This window comes from Citrobacter sp. Cpo090 (genome assembly GCF_030332665.1).
In the GTDB taxonomy this organism is placed as follows: domain Bacteria; phylum Pseudomonadota; class Gammaproteobacteria; order Enterobacterales; family Enterobacteriaceae; genus Citrobacter; species Citrobacter portucalensis.
Window position 1 is genome coordinate 387,912 of the sequence record NZ_JAOWHK010000036.1, and the last position, 19,063, is coordinate 406,974.

Genomic DNA, 19,063 nt, shown 5'->3' on the forward strand with positions numbered 1-19,063 from the left:
TCAGACCGGGTAATGCTGATGCGCTACCCGGTCTGGATTACTCTCACTGGTCCGATACGCTTTCCCGCAGCGGTTTGACGGGCAATACCTGCACCTGTTTAATCATATTGTCCTGCACGTCGAGAATATCGATATCGTACTGCCCAATACGCACACGTGTGCCAGCAATTGGGATCTCCTCCAGCGCTTCAAGAATAATACCGTTCACAGTACGAGCATCATCTTCCGGCAGGTGCCAGTTGAACGCCTTATTGATTTCACGAACGTTGGCGCTACCGTCAATGATCACCGAACCGTCATTCTGCGGCGTGACTTCTTCGGCAAGCGTCGGAGACATTGAGGTCGTGAAGTCACCAACAATCTCTTCCAGGATATCCTCGACCGTAACCAGTCCCTGAATATCGCCATATTCATTGACGACCAGTCCCACTTTCTTCTTGTTGCGCTGAAATTTAATGAGCTGAGTGCTGAGTGGTGTGCCTTCCGGAACGTAATAAATTTCGTCGGCGGCGCGTAACATGGTCTCTTTGGTGAACTCTTTTTTCTCGGCCATCAATCGCCAGGCTTCACGTACGCGCAGCATGCTGATGGCGTCGTCGAGCGAATCGCGATACAGCACAATACGACCGTGCGGGGAGTGCGAAAGCTGACGCACGATTGATTTCCAGTCATCGTTAATATCAATGCCGATGATTTCATTACGCGGGATCATGATGTCATCGACGCTGACTTTTTCCAGATCCAGCACTGACAGCAGCATATCCTGGTTACGGCGTGATATTTGCGAGCGCGATTCATTCACCAGTGTGCGTAGCTCATCTTTACTCAACGAACCGCTCACTACGATATCCGTTTTGATGCACATCATGCGCATCAGAAGCCGCGTGATGGTGTTGAGTAGCCATACCAACGGCATCATCAGAATCTGTAGGGGAGCCAGCAGGACGCTGCTTGGATAGGCAACTTTTTCCGGGTATAGCGCGGCAATCGTCTTTGGCAGCACTTCAGCAAAAACCAGCACCACAAACGTCAGTACCCCAGTGGCAATGGCGACGCCCGCATCGCCATACAGACGCATACCGACAATAGTACCGAGCGCGGAGGCCAGAATATTCACCAGATTATTGCCGATGAGCACCAGGCTTATCAGGCGATCCGGCTTGCGAAGTAACTTTTCAACGCGTTTTGCCTGTCGATTTCCCTGCTTGGCCCGATGACGTAGACGATAGCGATTCAGGGTCATCATTCCGGTTTCAGAACCGGAAAAATAGGCGGAAATGACCACCATGATGAGGAGCGTGACAATGAGCGTGGTGGTGGAGATGTGTTCCACGTAGGATTCCTTAAAGATTTAACTCACGAACTGCTGCAGGATACGACTGCCGAAATAGGCCAGCGTCAGAATGCCTGCGCCTGCGACGTTAAACCATACGACGCGACGTCCGCGCCAACCTTCATGGTAATGCCCCCACAACAGAACGATATAGACAAACCATGCCACGATAGAGAGAACGGCTTTATCAATGTTCTCGGTACTGAACAGGTTATGCATGTAAAACAGGCCAGTGCACAGGGTGAGTGTTAGCAGAACCACGCCAATTTGGGTGATATGAAACATTTTCCGCTCAATACTCATCAGTGGCGGCATCTCATTGCTGAAGGCCAGTTTTTTGTTTTTCAGCTGGTAGTCAATCCATGCAAGCTGTAGCGCATAGAGTGCGGCGATAATCAGCGTGGCGTAAGCGAAAAGCGAAAGCCCGATATGGATCATCATGCCTGGCGTAGCTTCGAGATGGGTGATGAACTCGTTAGGCATAAACGTGGCGAAGGCCAGGTTTATCAGCGCAAAGGCGTAGACAATAGGCAGCAATAGCCAGCCACGATTGCGGGAAGCGACGATGGTCATTACCGTACAGATCATCAGGCTTACCAGCGAGCCGACGTTCAACAGACTCAGGTTTTGTCCGCTTTCACCACCAGGAAGGATACGCGCTTCCAGGGCGATAGCATGGCTTACCAGCGCAACGACCGCAGAGAGAATAGCCATACGCCGCCAGCCGCTGTTTTTTTGCAGCAGAGCGGGAATAATCAGCGCGAGGCTGACTGAGTAGGCGACAAGGGCGAGCAGAGCAAAAACGGGCATATAGGTGTCGACAGTTGGCCAGTGATAAAGAAAAGCAGTATAGCGTTACGTGACCGCTGCTCCAACCGTTGCATAACAACAAAGGCGGCTTCATGTTATACTGCGACAAATTTCTGTTGATGTGTCGCTGTCGCGACCGACCGTTTCCACCCCAGGCGAGAGACAATGTTTGATAATTTAACCGATCGTTTGTCGCGCACGCTGCGCAATATCAGTGGCCGTGGACGCCTTACTGAAGACAACGTTAAAGAGACGCTGCGCGAAGTGCGCATGGCGCTGCTGGAGGCTGACGTAGCGCTGCCGGTAGTGCGTGAGTTTATCAATCGCGTAAAAGAGAAAGCGGTTGGTCATGAAGTTAACAAAAGCCTGACGCCGGGTCAGGAGTTCGTCAAGATTGTTCGTAACGAACTGGTTGCGGCAATGGGCGAAGAAAACCAGACCCTGAATCTGGCTGCACAGCCACCAGCCGTGGTGCTGATGGCGGGCCTGCAGGGTGCGGGTAAAACGACCAGCGTCGGTAAGCTGGGTAAATTCCTGCGTGAGAAGCACAAGAAGAAGGTGCTGGTGGTCTCCGCGGACGTTTATCGCCCGGCGGCGATTAAACAGCTGGAAACGCTGGCCGAGCAGGTTGGTGTGGACTTCTTCCCGTCGGATGTTGGCCAGAAGCCGGTCGATATCGTTAACGCCGCGCTGAAAGAAGCCAAACTCAAATTCTACGACGTGCTGCTGGTGGATACCGCCGGTCGTCTGCACGTTGACGAAGCGATGATGGACGAAATCAAACAGGTCCACGCTTCTATCAAACCGGTAGAAACGCTGTTTGTGGTCGACGCCATGACCGGTCAGGATGCCGCGAATACCGCAAAAGCCTTTAACGAAGCGCTGCCGTTAACCGGCGTAGTGCTGACAAAAGTTGATGGTGATGCGCGTGGCGGCGCGGCGCTTTCTATTCGTCATATTACCGGTAAGCCGATTAAATTCCTCGGTGTCGGCGAGAAAACCGAAGCACTGGAGCCGTTCCACCCGGACAGGATTGCCTCGCGTATTCTCGGCATGGGCGACGTGCTGTCGCTGATCGAAGATATCGAAAGCAAGGTTGACCGCGCGCAGGCAGAAAAATTAGCCAGCAAGTTGAAAAAAGGCGATGGCTTCGATCTCAACGATTTCCTTGAGCAGCTCAACCAGATGAAAAACATGGGCGGTATGGCAAGCCTGATGGGCAAGCTGCCGGGCATGGGTCAGATCCCTGACAATGTGAAATCGCAGATGGACGATAAAGTGCTGGTGCGTATGGAAGCCATCATCAACTCGATGACGATGAAAGAACGCGCTAAGCCGGAAATTATCAAAGGTTCCCGTAAACGCCGTATCGCTGCCGGTTGCGGTATGCAGGTACAGGACGTAAACCGTCTTCTGAAACAGTTCGACGACATGCAGCGCATGATGAAGAAAATGAAGAAGGGCGGAATGGCGAAGATGATGCGTGGTATGAAGGGGATGATGCCCCCAGGATTCCCAGGCCGCTAATCGGCCTGGCTTGTTTGCCATTTCGGCACCGGGGTGTGCTCGCCATCCTCACGTACTGCGTGTACGCTCAGGTGGCTGCGCGCACGCCGGCACCGAACTGACGGCACCGCCAACGGCCTTTTATAGCAGAGTTATCAACTGCTGATTGCATTTTCCCCAGAAATCAGTAAAATTTTCGGGCTTTTAATATGACACCCGGGCTCCGTTCCTCGATGGGGCCTGGGTGTTTTATTCACACAAGAGGATGTTATGGTTACTATTCGTTTAGCTCGTCACGGCGCTAAAAAGCGTCCGTTCTACCAGGTTGTTGTTACCGACAGCCGTAATGCACGCAACGGTCGCTTCATCGAGCGCGTTGGCTTCTTTAACCCAATCGCTAGCGAAAAAGAAGAAGGCACTCGCCTGGATCTGGATCGCATCGCTCACTGGGTTGGCCAGGGCGCGACTATTTCTGATCGCGTAGCTACGCTGATCAAAGCAGCAAACAAAGCAGCTTAATCTGTCACGGTGGTCATGATGAGCAAGCAACTCGCCGCACAGGCTCCTGTAGAACCCATCGTTTTGGGGAAAATGGGGTCTTCTTACGGTATCCGTGGTTGGCTCAGAGTGTTTTCTTCCACTGAAGACGCCGAAAGCATTTTTGACTATCAGCCCTGGTTTATCCAGAAGGCGGGTCAGTGGCAGCAAGTACAGCTGGAAAGCTGGAAGCACCACAATCAGGATCTGATCATCAAGCTGAAAGGCGTTGACGATCGTGATTCGGCGAATCTACTGACTAATTGCGAAATTGTCGTGGATTCCTCGCAGTTGCCAGCGCTGGAAGATGGTTCCTATTACTGGAAAGACCTTATGGGCTGCCAGGTAGTGACCACTGAAGGCTACGATCTCGGTAAAGTCGTCGATATGATGGAAACCGGTTCGAATGACGTCATCGTCATCAAGGCAAACCTGAAAGATGCGTTTGGTATCAAGGAACGTCTTGTACCGTTCCTCGATGGGCAGGTTATCAAGAAAGTCGATCTCGCTACTCGTACTATCGAAGTAGATTGGGATCCTGGTTTTTAAACCACCGGATAAACGGTAAAAGTCGGCGTTATGGGGATTGGCTTGTGTTTATAGGTATTGTTAGCCTGTTTCCAGAAATGTTCCGCGCAATTACCGATTACGGGGTAACTGGCCGGGCAGTAAAAAATGGCCTGCTGAACATCCAGAGCTGGAGTCCTCGTGACTTTACTCATGACCGGCACCGTACCGTGGACGATCGTCCTTACGGCGGCGGACCGGGGATGTTAATGATGGTGCAACCTTTACGGGACGCCATTCATGCAGCAAAAGCTGCGGCTGGTGAAGGCGCAAAGGTGATTTATCTGTCACCTCAGGGACGCAAGCTTGATCAAGCGGGCGTTAGCGAACTGGCCACGAATCAAAAGCTGATTCTGGTATGTGGTCGCTACGAAGGAATAGATGAGCGCGTGATTCAAACCGAAATTGACGAAGAATGGTCAATCGGCGATTACGTACTCAGCGGTGGTGAGTTACCGGCAATGACGCTGATCGACTCCGTTTCCCGGTTTATTCCGGGAGTTCTGGGTCATGAAGCTTCAGCAATCGAAGATTCGTTTGCTGATGGATTGCTGGATTGCCCGCACTATACCCGACCTGAAGTGTTAGAGCAGATGGAAGTACCGGCAGTGTTACTGTCGGGGAACCACGCTGAGATACGTCGCTGGCGTTTGAAACAGTCGCTGGGCCGGACCTGGCTTAGAAGACCTGAACTTCTGGAAAACCTGGCTCTGACTGAAGAGCAAGCAAGGTTGCTGGCGGAGTTCAAAAAGGAACACGCGCAACAGCAACATAAACATGATGGGCAGGCGTAAGCCCCCAATATCAGTTTACCCAGGATAAGAGATTAAATTATGAGCAACATTATTAAGCAACTTGAACAAGAACAGATGAAGCAGGACGTACCTTCCTTCCGTCCGGGTGATACCGTGGAAGTGAAAGTATGGGTTGTTGAAGGTTCCAAAAAACGTCTGCAGGCATTCGAGGGCGTGGTTATCGCTATTCGTAACCGCGGTCTGCACTCTGCATTCACTGTTCGTAAAATTTCCAACGGCGAAGGCGTTGAGCGTGTCTTCCAGACTCACTCTCCGGTAGTTGACAGCATTGCTGTTAAACGTCGTGGTGCTGTTCGTAAAGCTAAACTGTACTACCTGCGTGAGCGCACTGGTAAGTCTGCTCGTATCAAAGAGCGTCTTAACTAAGATTCGCGCAAGCGACATCCTGTTAGAAAAGGGCTGGCCGAAAGGCTGGCCCTTTTTTTATCCTGACGTTTACTCTTTTATTCTTTATGGCAATGGAATGACTGCGCGGCGAGCAGCCAGTTGGGGGATGATTATGGCGTCGTGATCACTACCGCCACGCGGCGGTTTTCAGCGCGACCTTTTGATGTCTGGTTGCTGGCAATGGGATATTTCTTTCCGAGTCCCTGAGTCGTCAGGTTGGTGCGGGGAATATTAGCACCCTGCGCCCAGGCATCGGCAACGACATTAGCGCGTTTGAGCGACAGAGCTTCGTTGTAGCTGTCTTCGCCGTAGTTATCGGTATGACCATCCAGTCGCGCATGGTTTAGCCCGGTAGCAGCCAGTTTGGATGCCATTTCCTGGATTTGCTTTTCGCTTTCAGGACGGAGCTTATAGTCGTTTTTGTCAAACAGGATGTTGTCAGACAGGCCAAGAGACCAGTCTCCTGATGCTTCAGTAAATCCATACGATTTCATGGCTGCAATTTGCTCTGGGGTAAATTTTCCCTGAGGTGCCTGACAGCCAGCCAGAATCAGTAAAAGCAGAAGAAACGGGGATAATAAACGTTTTAGCATGTGTGTAATTCCTTATTATTTAATAATGCGTTCAGAACGCAAATGTTTGGCCTGATACATATTTTGATCGGCCAGTTCTTGTAATTTCTCGGCAGAGGCATGTTCCCACGTCAGCGCAAATCCAATGCTGAGTGTCATGCTTGCCAGATGACCATTATGCAGGTCAAAAGGTCGGTTAAACTCTTGTGACAGTGCCGCGCAGATCCGCTGAACCTCATATTCAGAGTGAACGCTGTACAGCACCATAGCGAACTCATCGCCGCCAAGTCTGTAGGGGTAATGGCGACTCCCCCCAAACTCGGACAGCCTTTTTGCGACTTCAATCAGGACCCGATCCCCTGCTGCGTGGCCCCAGGTATCATTAATAAATTTAAAATTGTCGCCATCAAGGAATAACAATGCCGAGCTGCTGTGGGCGGCATCATCATTCATTAAGGCATTAATGCTGCTGCGAAATGCGGCGCGATTTGCCAGACCCGTCAGAGGATCATGTAGTGCAGTACGCAAAAGCTGAGCGTTTTTTGCCTGCAGTTTAAGTTGCCATTCCTCCATCTCGTCCAGCAGACTATTAAAGTCCAGGGCAAAGAGATGAAACTCTTCAATACGTTCCTCTGATACGCGCCGTGAAAAGTTACGATTGGTACGAACATCATGTACCACCTCGGTAATATTTTGCAGGGCTTCCACGACGCCATTGTGTAAATAGCGAGTGAGCATTAATGCAATACCGGATGCCAACAGGATGCACCCGGTAAGGACGGCCAGCGACAAATAGATGAAATGACTGATAACGCTATCGCGCGCAGTCAATCGTACTTCGCCGATGACGTTGCCATTATGCAAAATTGGTTGAGTGACCGGTTGTGGGAACAGCCAGTGGCTGATCATCCCGCTGATCTTTTCAGTAGTATCCTGCGCGTTATAGCGCCAGGTGGCGATTACCTTCTGGTTTTTATTACGAACTTCTGCAACGGAAAATTGCCCCTGCTGGCCCAGTGCCGCCAGCGTTTCAGTTGCTGCAACACTATCAGAAAAGACTAATGCAGCTTCGAGCGTACGGGTCATGGTAGCGGCAGTCAGATCCAGATTCTTTTGCGCATACTGTCTTAATGCCAGCACGGAAGAAATGCTGAGCAGCAGCCAGATCAGCATCATGGTTACCAGAACGCTGATTATGCTGATACGCCGTAATGTCCGCTTAAACGTCGGGCGTGTTATGGGAGAATGACCCTTATCCATGCTTATTATTCCGTGCAAGCATCAATACGTCTGGACTGACCCTTACGCCGCTGCGTGAAAGGGAATCCATATTTACGGAAAATCTCACATCTTCATCTTTAATTATGAGGCAAAAGGCGCTGCCAATAATGCATTCGGAGTTCTGTTCGGCAATTAATAGCAATGCCTTAGTCGGATATTTATTCTTTAATTCCACCTGATAAGTAGGGGATTCTTTTCCAAAATAAAAACCGTCACATTGCGAAACTAATATTTCTTGTTCCGTACGGATGATGACGGGAAGATAGGGTAATGCACCAGCACTGGTATCTTCCAGGACACTGGAAAAACGCGATGAAGAGAAAATACACAGTTTTGGGGGCCCGGAAAGTGCAGGCCAGCGTGTATAACTGACGATGCCGGAAACCATAGCGCGTACAGATTTTGCTTCTTCCGTAACGCTTTGGGCATACAGCGGTAGTCCGGTCAGGAGCAGTGCCAGTAGAAGTATGAGTCGGTAAGAATAGCTCATGAATAGTTACCTACCAGCGTTTGCTGTAAAACGTCGAAATACATTCAAGATTGTTTGCAGCAAAATAACATTATTTTCCTAAGCCGTCATTATTCCTGGAATAATGCTACTGGTGATTTAAGTTAAATCTTAATGGTTTATAAAATATAACCCATTGTTTAATTTAACCTTATCGAGGCAGCACCCTCGTTTGCCCCTTGTTGCCAGGCACTGTGTAACTGGTCAACATTTTCGACCGTATCACAACTTGAGGGAAAGGTTTTCCCGGTCAAACCTTTGGCGTAAACAAAATCCGGCTGGCAGGTTTTACGTTGTCCCTCTCTGTAACCCTTAAGATATTCCGTACGATCGACTTCGGGATCATTGTAGTTGTCGGCAAGCGTTTCATTATCTTTAACGGCATACCCCGAAATGGCATCTTGTATCCCGACGTCATACCAGTCGGTACCAGTCCAGGTTGGGGCATGGGTGTAGGGATCTATCTGACATCCGCTAAGAAGTAATAGAAACAAGATGCTGATGAGTTGCTTCATTGCCTGTGCTCCTTCGTTTTTTTAAGCATAGTGGATCTGATAATTCGGCAGTGTAAATTTAAATGTACATCTACAGGGGCTGTTTTTGCCTTAAAATAACACCATGTAAATTAAAATTTACGGATTGTGGATTGAAATCTTTACCTGTTGTGATATCGTTATTTCTTCCTCGCTGAGGATCAACTATCGCAAACGAGCTAAACAGGATCACCATCATGCAAAAAGACGCGCTGAACAACGTACATATTACCGACGAACAGGTTCTGATGACTCCGGAACAGCTGAAAGCTGAATTTCCGCTGAGCCAGGAGCAAGAGGCGCAAATCGCCCAGTCGCGTAAAACCATCTCAGATATTATCTCCGGTCGCGATCCGCGCCTGCTGGTCGTATGTGGCCCATGCTCCATTCACGATCCTGAAATGGCTATTGAGTATGCTCGTCGATTTAAAGCCCTTGCCGCAGAGGTCAGCGATAGCCTCTACCTGGTGATGCGCGTCTATTTTGAAAAACCCCGTACCACCGTCGGCTGGAAAGGGTTAATTAACGATCCTCATATGGATGGCTCTTTTGATGTTGAAGCAGGTCTGAAAATTGCGCGTCAGCTGCTGCTTGAACTGGTAAATATGGGACTGCCGCTGGCAACTGAAGCGCTGGATCCAAATAGCCCGCAATACCTGGGCGATCTGTTTAGCTGGTCCGCAATCGGTGCCCGTACCACGGAATCGCAGACTCACCGCGAAATGGCTTCCGGTCTTTCGATGCCGGTTGGCTTTAAGAATGGTACCGACGGTAGCCTGGCGACCGCCATTAACGCCATGCGTGCGGCTGCGCAGTCGCACCGCTTTGTCGGTATTAACCAGGCCGGGCAGGTTGCACTGCTGCAAACACAGGGGAATCCGGACGGTCATGTGATCCTGCGCGGGGGTAAAGCGCCGAACTACAGCCCGGCAGATGTCGCCCAGTGCGAAAAAGAGATGGAGCAGGCGGGACTACGACCTTCTCTGATGGTAGATTGCAGTCATGGTAATTCCAATAAAGATTACCGCCGTCAGCCTGCCGTGGCTGAATCCGTGATTGCACAAATCAAAGATGGCAATCGCTCGATCATTGGCTTGATGATTGAAAGTAATATTCACGAAGGCAACCAGTCTTCTGAACAGCCGCGCAGCGAAATGAAATACGGCGTGTCCGTAACCGATGCCTGTATTAGCTGGGAAATGACGGATGCGCTGCTGCGTGAAATTAGTCAAGATTTAAACGGCCAGCTGTCGGCGCGTGTAGCATAAGAGGTTGGTTATGGTTGCTGAATTGACCGCATTACGCGATCAAATTGATGAAGTCGACAAGGCGCTGCTGGATTTACTGGCACGCCGCCTGGAGCTGGTTGCCGAAGTTGGCGAAGTAAAAAGCCGCTTTGGGCTGCCGATCTACGTGCCGGAACGGGAAGCCTCTATGCTTGCCTCTCGTCGCGCGGAAGCGGAAGCCCTTGGTGTGCCGCCGGACCTGATTGAAGATGTGCTACGCCGCGTTATGCGTGAGTCCTACTCCAGTGAGAACGACAAAGGGTTTAAAACGCTTTGTCCATCTCTGCGGCCGGTGGTGATCGTCGGTGGCGGTGGTCAGATGGGGCGTCTGTTCGAGAAAATGCTCACCCTGTCAGGTTACCAGGTGCGGATCCTGGAACAGCAGGACTGGGATCGCGCGCCGGAGATCGTCTCTGATGCCGGCATGGTGATCGTCAGCGTGCCGATCCACGTCACCGAGCAGGTGATCGCCAAACTACCGCGCCTGCCGTCTGACTGCATTCTGGTGGATCTGGCTTCAGTGAAAAATGGTCCTTTGCAGGCGATGCTGGCTGCACATGATGGCCCGGTGGTGGGGTTACACCCAATGTTTGGTCCGGACAGCGGCAGTCTGGCCAAGCAGGTCGTCGTCTGGTGTGACGGACGTCAGCCGGAATCTTATCAGTGGTTTCTGGAACAGATTCAGGTATGGGGTGCGCGACTACATCGGATTAGCGCCGTTGAACATGACCAGAACATGGCGTTTATTCAGGCACTGCGTCACTTTGCGACTTTTGCTTACGGTCTGCATTTAGCGGAAGAAAACGTTCAACTGGAGCAGCTGCTGGCGCTCTCTTCGCCGATTTACCGTCTTGAACTGGCGATGGTTGGCCGTCTGTTTGCTCAGGATCCGCAGCTCTATGCTGATATTATTATGTCGTCTGAGAGCAACCTTGCGCTGATTAAACGCTACTACCAACGTTTTGGCGAGGCGATCGGTTTACTGGAGCAGGGCGATAAGCAGGCGTTTATCGACAGCTTCCGTAAGGTGGAACATTGGTTTGGCGATTATGCGAAACGCTTCCAGAGTGAAAGCCGTACCTTGTTACGCCAGGCGAATGACAGCCGTCCTTAAGTAAGATGCCGGATGGCGGCTTCGCCTTATCCGGCCTACAAAAATCGTATGAATCGTAGGCCGGATAAGCGTAGCGCCATCCGGCATTGTCAAACGTTAGCTCGGATCGACTGGCACGACGTTCTCACTTGGATAGCAACCCAGTACTTTCATCGAACGCGTAATCTCACCCAGCTCTTTCAATGCTTTTTGCATCTGGGGCGATTCCAGGTTGGCCTGGATATCAAGATAAAACATCTCTTCCCACGGATTGCCGTGAATCGGGCGTGACTCCAGTTTAGTCATAATCAGATTATGGTTACGCAGCACCAGCAATGCTTCTACCAGCGCACCGGCCTGTTGTCCTGTTGCCATCAGCAGCGTGGTTTTCGCCGGAACCTGATCGGAAACATTGATTGCTTTGCGTGCCAGCACCACGAAGCGGGTGATGTTTTGCGACTGGTTAGCCTCAATATGCTCGAGAACCTGCAATCCATAAAGCACGCCTCCGGCTTCGCTCCCCAGGGCCGCCACGCGCGGTGAGTTAGCCTGCGCAACTTTTTCCATCGCCGCAGAGGTGCTTTCGGTGTATTCAATCTTCCAGTGTGGGTAGCGATTCAGGAACTTGCTGCACTGCTGGAACGGCTGCGGATGGCTATATACCGTTTCAATGGTCTCAAGATCCGTCGTGCCGGACACCAGTACACAGTGGTCTATCGTAATGGTCATCTCGCCAACGATAGACAGGCTGGTGTGCTGCAGCAGGTCGTAAACGTCATTAATCCCACCAGAGCTGGTGTTTTCAATCGGAACCACAGCATAGTCAGCCTGTCCGGTTTCGACCTGATTAAAGATATCGGCAAATTTTGCGCAGCCGCTTTCAATAAATTGTTCAAAATGGCGGGCGGCGTACTGACGTGCTGCGAGATGGGAATATGACCCTTTTGGCCCAAGGAAGGCCACGCGCGCGGAGTGCGGGTTAATTTTGTTCAGGTGCTGCTGCAGCAGTGCCTGTTGAGTCAGGACGGAGTCTTCGATTATGAGCTGGAACAGGCGAGTAATGTAGTGAGCATCAAGATGATGTGCTTTGCCAAGCTGAATAAGTCGGTCCAAAAGGTCACGTTCACGGTCGATATCACGAACCGGACGATGCGAAAGCAGTTTGGCTTTACCAACTTCTACGGCCAGCCCACGTCGCTCAGCCAGCAGGGCCAGTAATTTTTCATCCAGCGTGCTGATCTTATCGCGCAGCGCCAGCAATGGGTTTTCCGATGTCATAGTGTTGCCTTTCTTGTTATCAATAAAAAAGGCCCCCCGTAGTGGGAGGCCTTATTGTTCGTCTTCGCATTCTTTATCACACGACGAAACGCCTCCCATTCAGGGGAAGGTAAAAAAGAATGCGAAGAAGAACGGGACAAGTTTCATGTGATTTTCCTTTGGCTACATCAGTAAAGTACCCGTACTGTTTTCACCCTGTCAACAAAAAACGCGCCCGAAGGCGCGTTGGCGATACACTCAATGTAAGGGACTACTCTTCTTCTGCTTCGACGAAGTTGGCGTCTTTGACTGAAGTTGTTGCACGACGGGCTTCGCCTTTGTGCTGCACTTTATTGAGCTGCCGTTCCAGCTTGTTGATCAAATCGTTAATTGCGGTGTACATATCCTCGTGTTTTGCGCTGGCGACCAGATGTCCGTTCGGTGTATTGATGGTGGCATCAGCAATGAAACCCTGTGGCTCCTTAGACAGAATGATATGTGGATTAATCAGATGAGTTTGCCATTTTTCTAGTTTGGCGAGACGGTCTGCGACATGCTGGCGAATTGCCGGAGTAATTTCCATTTGTTTACTGGTAATGTTCATTGTCATAAATTTTACCTCTTGTCTTTCCCGTCTTGGTGATTCCAGCATACCGTTCCTAATGTCAAAATGTGTGATATAAATCACATTATTTTGTCGCTTTTTGTCAAGAAAACCTTTTTGTGAGGCACCGCAGGAACAAGCGATTTTTTACTTGAGGAATACCTGAAAGCAGGCCATATTTGATGAGATGCGTCGAAGCTAAACCGCTTCAGTTATGGCGTTAATGGATAAAAAAACGGCAGCCCTTGGGCTGCCGTTTTGCATTCTGAGGTGAATCAGGTGTTGCTGCTGTTGGCGGCAATAATTTTTGCTACTTTTTCGGCCTGCGCATTCATCTGCATCTGGCGATAAGCGTTTTCCATCAACGGCAGAGCATTACGTGTTGCCTGGGTATCCGGGTAGTCACGCAGCATGCCTTCCACACGGTTTACCACGGCAACCCATGCACCGCGGGCAGTGTAATACTCCGCAACGGAATATTCATACTTCGCCAGACGATCTTTCAGGAACACCAGACGTTTAGTGGCGTCAGTGGTGTACTGGCTGTTCGGATAGCCACGTACCAGCTTGGAAAAGTCATTAAACGCAGCTCGGGCATGTTGCGGATCGCGATCGCTGCGATCAACACCAAAGAAACCTTGCAGTGCGCTATCATCCAACGCCATATTGGTCAGGCCACGCATATACATGACATAATCAATGTTAGGGTGTGTCGGGTTAAGACGGATAAAACGATCGATGGCAGCCTGAGCAAGCGGCAGATCGGCGTTTTTGTAGTAGGCGTAGATGAGATCTAATTGCACCTGCTGAGAATACGGTCCAAATGGATAACGGTTATCCAACGCTTCCAATTGCGTTATTGCCTGTTTCCAGTTACCGTCCTGCAGCTTTTGCTGAGCAGTCGCGTAGATTTCATTTGGCGGATTATCGGGCACCTCTTCCTTTGAACCAGAGCAACCCGCCAAAAACAGGCTCAACGTGGCTGCTGCCACCAGATATTTCATGCGCGTCATGACGTTTTGACTTTCCTCAAAATGTAATACGGGAGATTCTCTGTTCCTGCTCCCGGTTAAGACCAGCTACAATAGCACACTATATTAAACGGCAAAGCCGTAAAACCCAACGTTAAACGAAGAAGCAGTTTATGGCACAACGAGTAGAACTCACCGCAACAGTCTCCGAAAATCAGCTCGGTCAACGCTTAGATCAGGCTTTGGCCGAATTGTTCCCTGATTATTCGCGATCGCGCATAAAAGAATGGATCCTCGACCAGCGCGTGCTGGTAAATGGCAATCTTTGCGATAAACCGAAAGAAAAAGTCCTGGGTGGAGAGCGTGTCTCCATCAATGCAGAAATTGATGAAGAGGTTCGTTTTGAAGCTCAGGATATCCCACTGGATATCGTTTATGAAGATGACGATATTCTTGTCATCAACAAACCCCGTGACCTCGTAGTGCATCCGGGCGCCGGGAATCCTGATGGTACGGTATTGAATGCGTTGCTGCATTACTACCCGCCAATCGCGGATGTTCCTCGTGCCGGTATCGTACACCGTCTGGATAAAGACACGACCGGATTAATGGTGGTGGCAAAAACGGTTCCGGCGCAAACTCGTCTGGTGGAGTCGTTGCAGCTGCGCGAAATTACCCGTGAGTACGAAGCCGTGGCAATTGGTCACATGACTGCTGGCGGAACCGTTGAGGAACCGATTAGCCGTCACCCGACCAAGCGTACGCACATGGCGGTACACCCAATGGGGAAACCGGCGGTAACGCACTATCGCATTATGGAACACTTCCGTGTGCACACGCGTCTGCGGTTGCGTCTGGAAACCGGACGTACGCACCAGATCCGCGTGCACATGGCACACATCACTCATCCGCTGGTGGGCGATCAGGTCTACGGCGGTCGTCCACGTCCACCGAAAGGCGCTTCTGACGAATTTATCTCCGTACTGCGTAAGTTCGACCGTCAGGCGCTGCACGCGACCATGCTGCGTTTATATCACCCGATTTCCGGTATCGAAATGGAATGGCACGCGCCGATTCCACAAGATATGGTGCAGTTGATTGAAGTTATGCGCGCTGATTTCGAAGAACATAAGGATGATATTGCCTGGCTATGAATAAGCTAATTGTCCCGCAGTGGCCGATACCGCAAGGTGTCGCGGCGTGTAGTTCTACCCGTATTGGCGGAGTCAGTATGCCGCCTTACGATTCGCTGAATCTGGGCGCCCATTGCGGCGATAACCCGGAGCATGTTGAAGAGAACCGCAAACGACTGTTTGCTGCGGGCAATCTGCCGTCAAAGCCGGTCTGGCTGGAGCAGGTCCACGGTAAGGATGTTCTGAAACTGACCGGCGAGCCTTACGCCTCCAAACGCGCAGATGCGTCGTATAGCAACACGCCGGGCACCGTGTGTGCGGTAATGACCGCTGATTGTTTGCCGGTGTTGTTTTGCAATCGTTCCGGAACGGAAGTGGCTGCGGCCCATGCGGGTTGGCGCGGATTATGCGCCGGCGTGCTGGAAGAGACTGTGGCGTGTTTTGCCGATAAACCTGAAAACATTATTGCCTGCCTAGGCCCGGCGATAGGTCCAAACGCGTTTGAAGTTGGGCCTGAAGTCCGCGAGGCATTCATGGCGAAAGATCCGCAAGCGGACCTCGCTTTTGTACCACGCGGTGACAAATATCTGGCGGATATCTACCAGCTTGCGCGCCAGCGTCTGGCCAATGTCGGGGTAGAGAACATCCACGGTGGTGACCGTTGCACCTTTAGTGAAAGTGAGACGTTCTTCTCTTATCGTCGCGACAATACCACGGGTCGTATGGCAAGTTTTATTTGGCTGATATAACCTAAAGAATCAAGACGATCCGGTACGTGTAATTTTCTTTTCACATAATTCAGGTCATTCACCTTGAATAATTGAGGGATGACCTCATTTAATCTCCAGTAGCATTTTGACCTGTTATGGGAGGAGTTATGCGTCTGGATCGTCTTACTAATAAATTCCAGCTTGCTCTTGCCGATGCCCAGTCACTCGCATTGGGGCACGACAATCAATTCATCGAACCACTTCATCTAATGAGCGCCTTGCTGAATCAGGAAGGGGGATCGGTACGTCCTTTATTAACGTCTGCTGGCATTAATGCTGGCCAGTTACGTACAGCCATTGACCAGGCGTTGAGCCGTTTACCGCAGGTAGAAGGTACCGGCGGTGATGTGCAGCCTTCTCAGGAACTGGTGCGTGTACTGAATCTTTGCGACAAGCTGGCGCAAAAACGTGGGGACAACTTTATTTCGTCAGAACTGTTCGTTCTGGCGGCGCTTGAGTCACGCGGTACGCTGACCGACTTATTAAAATCAGCAGGCGCGACGACCGCCAATATCACTCAGGCAATTGAACAAATGCGTGGAGGTGAAAGCGTGAATGACCAGGGGGCTGAAGACCAACGTCAGGCCTTGAAAAAATATACCGTCGATCTGACCGAACGTGCCGAGCAGGGCAAACTCGATCCGGTCATTGGTCGTGATGAAGAAATTCGCCGTACTATTCAGGTGCTGCAACGTCGTACTAAAAATAACCCAGTGTTAATCGGTGAACCTGGCGTCGGTAAAACAGCCATTGTTGAAGGGCTGGCCCAACGCATCATCAATGGTGAAGTGCCGGAAGGCTTAAAAGGCCGTCGTGTGTTGGCGCTGGATATGGGCGCGCTGGTGGCTGGGGCCAAATATCGTGGTGAGTTTGAAGAACGCTTAAAAGGTGTGCTGAACGATCTCTCGAAACAGGAAGGCAACGTCATTCTGTTTATCGACGAATTGCATACCATGGTTGGGGCGGGTAAAGCCGATGGCGCAATGGACGCCGGGAACATGCTGAAACCAGCACTGGCTCGCGGGGAACTGCACTGCGTAGGCGCAACAACGCTTGATGAATATCGCCAGTACATCGAAAAAGATGCGGCGCTGGAACGTCGTTTCCAGAAAGTGTTTGTGGCTGAACCTTCAGTGGAAGACACCATCGCAATCTTGCGTGGCCTGAAAGAACGTTATGAGCTGCACCATCATGTGCAGATTACTGACCCGGCGATTGTTGCGGCAGCTACGCTGTCTCACCGCTATATTGCCGATCGTCAGTTGCCGGATAAAGCTATCGACCTCATTGACGAAGCGGCATCCAGTATTCGTATGCAGATTGACTCCAAGCCGGAGGAACTCGACAGACTCGACCGCCGTATTATCCAGCTCAAACTGGAACAGCAGGCATTAATGAAAGAGTCTGATGAGGCGAGTAAAAAACGTCTCGATATGCTCAACGAAGAGCTGGACGACAAAGAGCGCCAGTATTCTGAGTTAGAGGAAGAGTGGAAAGCTGAAAAAGCCTCCCTCTCGGGAACGCAAACTATCAAGGCTGAGCTGGAGCAGGCGAAAATCGCCATCGAACAGGCGCGCCGCGTTGGCGACCTGGCGCGGATGTCTGAACTGCAGTACGGCAAAATTCCTGAACTGGAAAAACAGCTGGAAGCAGCCACCCAGTCTGAAGGCAAAACCATGCGTCTGCTGCGTAATAAAGTCACGGATGCAGAAATTGCTGAGGTGCTGGCGCGCTGGACCGGGATCCCGGTTGCTCGCATGCTGGAGGGCGAACGGGAAAAACTGTTGCGTATGGAGCAGGAGCTGCACAGCCGCGTGATTGGCCAGAACGAAGCGGTGGAAGCCGTTTCTAATGCTATTCGTCGTAGCCGCGCGGGCTTGTCCGATCCGAATCGTCCGATTGGTTCATTCCTGTTCCTTGGTCCAACCGGTGTCGGTAAAACCGAACTGTGCAAAGCGCTGGCAAACTTTATGTTCGACAGTGACGATGCAATGGTGCGTATCGATATGTCCGAGTTTATGGAGAAACACTCGGTGTCTCGTTTGGTTGGGGCACCTCCGGGATATGTCGGTTATGAAGAAGGTGGGTATCTGACGGAAGCAGTACGCCGTCGTCCTTACTCTGTCATCTTGTTGGATGAAGTGGAGAAAGCGCATCCGGATGTGTTCAACATTCTGCTGCAGGTGCTTGATGATGGTCGTCTGACTGACGGACAGGGGAGAACGGTCGATTTCCGTAATACGGTTGTCATCATGACCTCGAACCTGGGTTCCGATCTGATCCAGGAACGCTTCGGTGAGTTGGATTACGGTCACATGAAGGATATGGTGCTGGGCGTCGTGAGCCAAAACTTCCGCCCGGAATTCATCAACCGTATAGATGAAGTTGTTGTGTTCCATCCGCTGGGTGAGCAGCATATTGCTTCTATTGCTCAGATCCAGCTGCAGCGTCTGTACAAACGTCTGGAAGAGCGTGGCTATGAAATCCATATTTCTGACGAGGCGCTTAAACTGCTGAGTGCGAATGGTTACGATCCGGTGTATGGCGCGCGTCCATTGAAACGTGCCATCCAGCAGCAGATCGAAAACCCGTTAGCGCAGCAAATTCTGTCTGGTGAACTGATTCCGGGCAAAACGATTCGTCTGGAAGTGAATGACGATCGCATCGTGGCAGTGCAGTAAGTCACAAAATAACAATAAACGGGCCCTGCAGGGCTCGTTTTTGTTTAAAATCCAGGCAAAAATAGGCGCATTGATTGAAAAGTAATCGCTTGATAAGTTTTTTATATTTTTAACTTGTCAGCCTGAAATAACTCCCTATAATGCGCCTCCACTGACACGGAACAACGGATTACAAGCCGCCGGGTCAGCGAGGTTCCACTGAGAACTTCGGCGAAGAAAGCGAAATTAAATGCTTGACTTCGTAGTGGGATGGCGTAATATGCACACCCCGCGCCGCTGAGAAAAAGCGAAGCGGCACTGCTCTTTAACAATTTATCAGACAATCTGTGTGGGCACTCGAAGATACGGATTCTTAACGTCGCAAGACGAAAAATGAATACCAAGTCTCTGAGTGAACATACGTAATTCATTACGAAGTT

At 50.8% G+C, this 19,063-nt stretch carries 20 protein-coding genes and 1 other annotated feature; of the genes, 10 read left to right on the forward strand and 10 right to left on the reverse strand.

Translation table 11 applies throughout. The annotated features are described in order from the left end of the window. Positions 1-43 precede the first annotated feature (43 nt). Together OGY83_RS21810 and OGY83_RS21815 are read right to left on the reverse strand one after the other, a co-directional pair. On the reverse strand, positions 44-1,333 hold the full coding sequence (locus tag OGY83_RS21810; protein ID WP_286636902.1) for an HlyC/CorC family transporter: 1,290 nt from the start codon (positions 1,331-1,333) through the stop codon (positions 44-46). An 18-nt stretch (positions 1,334-1,351) separates the two neighbouring features. Then, positions 1,352-2,143, reverse strand: coding sequence for a cytochrome C assembly family protein (locus OGY83_RS21815; protein ID WP_003031224.1), 792 nt, complete (start codon positions 2,141-2,143; stop codon positions 1,352-1,354). Between the two features lie 165 nt (positions 2,144-2,308). Between OGY83_RS21815 and ffh the strand changes: the two genes are divergently transcribed. The 5 genes from ffh (at position 2,309) to rplS (ending at position 5,934) form a co-directional block, all read left to right on the forward strand. Further along, positions 2,309-3,670 (forward strand): signal recognition particle protein, encoded by a 1,362-nt coding sequence (ffh, locus tag OGY83_RS21820; protein WP_003031226.1) that lies wholly within the window; start codon positions 2,309-2,311, stop codon positions 3,668-3,670. Positions 3,671-3,919: 249 nt separating this feature from the next. Continuing rightward, the gene (gene rpsP, locus OGY83_RS21825) at positions 3,920-4,168 is read left to right on the forward strand and encodes a 30S ribosomal protein S16 (RefSeq protein ID WP_003031228.1); all 249 of its coding nucleotides are present in this window, start codon (positions 3,920-3,922) and stop codon (positions 4,166-4,168) included. A gap of 18 nt (positions 4,169-4,186) precedes the next feature. After that, positions 4,187-4,735: a ribosome maturation factor RimM gene (rimM, locus tag OGY83_RS21830; RefSeq protein ID WP_003031230.1), complete on the forward strand. Its 549-nt coding sequence runs from the start codon at positions 4,187-4,189 to the stop codon at positions 4,733-4,735. Positions 4,736-4,779: 44 nt separating this feature from the next. Continuing rightward, complete coding sequence (trmD, locus tag OGY83_RS21835; protein WP_003031232.1) at positions 4,780-5,547, forward strand: tRNA (guanosine(37)-N1)-methyltransferase TrmD; 768 nt, start codon at positions 4,780-4,782, stop codon at positions 5,545-5,547. Positions 5,548-5,586: 39 nt separating this feature from the next. After that, positions 5,587-5,934 carry a 50S ribosomal protein L19 gene (gene rplS, locus OGY83_RS21840; protein WP_002914145.1) on the forward strand — a complete coding sequence of 116 codons (348 nt, stop codon included), beginning with the start codon at positions 5,587-5,589 and terminating at the stop codon, positions 5,932-5,934. 131 nt (positions 5,935-6,065) lie between these two features. On the opposite strand, the gene OGY83_RS21845 is transcribed toward rplS, so the two are convergent. The 4 genes from OGY83_RS21845 to OGY83_RS21860 form a co-directional block, all read right to left on the reverse strand. After that, positions 6,066-6,548, reverse strand: a complete 483-nt coding sequence (locus tag OGY83_RS21845) for an OmpA family protein (protein ID WP_044713232.1) — start codon at positions 6,546-6,548, stop codon at positions 6,066-6,068. Between the two features lie 15 nt (positions 6,549-6,563). Beyond that, positions 6,564-7,787, reverse strand: coding sequence for a diguanylate cyclase DgcN/YfiN (dgcN, locus tag OGY83_RS21850; protein ID WP_191228311.1), 1,224 nt, complete (start codon positions 7,785-7,787; stop codon positions 6,564-6,566). After that, on the reverse strand, positions 7,780-8,298 hold the full coding sequence (gene yfiR, locus OGY83_RS21855; protein WP_286636903.1) for a regulatory sequestration protein YfiR: 519 nt from the start codon (positions 8,296-8,298) through the stop codon (positions 7,780-7,782). The genes dgcN and yfiR overlap by 8 nt, the downstream gene beginning before the upstream one ends. 158 nt (positions 8,299-8,456) lie before the next feature. Continuing rightward, positions 8,457-8,831: a DUF2799 domain-containing protein gene (locus OGY83_RS21860; protein ID WP_286636904.1), complete on the reverse strand. Its 375-nt coding sequence runs from the start codon at positions 8,829-8,831 to the stop codon at positions 8,457-8,459. A 215-nt stretch (positions 8,832-9,046) separates the two neighbouring features. On the opposite strand from OGY83_RS21860, the gene aroF reads away from it, so the two are divergent. Then, a complete protein-coding gene (gene aroF / locus OGY83_RS21865) occupies positions 9,047-10,117 on the forward strand; it encodes a 3-deoxy-7-phosphoheptulonate synthase AroF (protein ID WP_003031241.1) in 1,071 nt (356 codons plus the stop codon). 10 nt (positions 10,118-10,127) lie between these two features. Then, complete coding sequence (tyrA, locus tag OGY83_RS21870) at positions 10,128-11,249, forward strand: bifunctional chorismate mutase/prephenate dehydrogenase (protein WP_191228312.1); 1,122 nt, start codon at positions 10,128-10,130, stop codon at positions 11,247-11,249. Positions 11,250-11,345: 96 nt separating this feature from the next. Here the strand turns inward: tyrA and pheA are convergent, their stop codons facing one another. The 4 genes from pheA to bamD all read right to left on the reverse strand — a co-directional run bounded on the left by pheA (position 11,346) and on the right by bamD (position 14,102). After that, on the reverse strand, positions 11,346-12,506 hold the full coding sequence (gene pheA, locus OGY83_RS21875; RefSeq protein ID WP_003826458.1) for a bifunctional chorismate mutase/prephenate dehydratase: 1,161 nt from the start codon (positions 12,504-12,506) through the stop codon (positions 11,346-11,348). 22 nt (positions 12,507-12,528) lie between these two features. After that, positions 12,529-12,654 (reverse strand) — a sequence feature (Phe leader region). Continuing rightward, the gene (pheL, locus tag OGY83_RS21880; protein WP_100250063.1) at positions 12,606-12,653 is read right to left on the reverse strand and encodes a pheA operon leader peptide PheL; all 48 of its coding nucleotides are present in this window, start codon (positions 12,651-12,653) and stop codon (positions 12,606-12,608) included. Its footprint overlaps the feature before it by 48 nt. A gap of 102 nt (positions 12,655-12,756) precedes the next feature. Further along, positions 12,757-13,095, reverse strand: coding sequence for a ribosome-associated translation inhibitor RaiA (gene raiA / locus OGY83_RS21885; RefSeq protein WP_003031244.1), 339 nt, complete (start codon positions 13,093-13,095; stop codon positions 12,757-12,759). 269 nt (positions 13,096-13,364) lie between these two features. Then, positions 13,365-14,102 carry an outer membrane protein assembly factor BamD gene (bamD, locus tag OGY83_RS21890; protein WP_003826460.1) on the reverse strand — a complete coding sequence of 246 codons (738 nt, stop codon included), beginning with the start codon at positions 14,100-14,102 and terminating at the stop codon, positions 13,365-13,367. A gap of 131 nt (positions 14,103-14,233) precedes the next feature. On the opposite strand from bamD, the gene rluD reads away from it, so the two are divergent. From rluD to clpB, 3 genes are all read left to right on the forward strand, one after another. Beyond that, positions 14,234-15,214 (forward strand): 23S rRNA pseudouridine(1911/1915/1917) synthase RluD, encoded by a 981-nt coding sequence (gene rluD, locus OGY83_RS21895; protein ID WP_079939186.1) that lies wholly within the window; start codon positions 14,234-14,236, stop codon positions 15,212-15,214. Further along, complete coding sequence (yfiH, locus tag OGY83_RS21900) at positions 15,211-15,942, forward strand: purine nucleoside phosphorylase YfiH (RefSeq protein WP_286636905.1); 732 nt, start codon at positions 15,211-15,213, stop codon at positions 15,940-15,942. The genes rluD and yfiH overlap by 4 nt, the downstream gene beginning before the upstream one ends. Positions 15,943-16,070: 128 nt before the next feature. After that, entirely contained in the window at positions 16,071-18,644 is a 2,574-nt protein-coding gene (gene clpB, locus OGY83_RS21905) for an ATP-dependent chaperone ClpB (protein WP_079939184.1), read from the forward strand. The last annotated feature ends 419 nt before the right edge of the window (positions 18,645-19,063 follow it).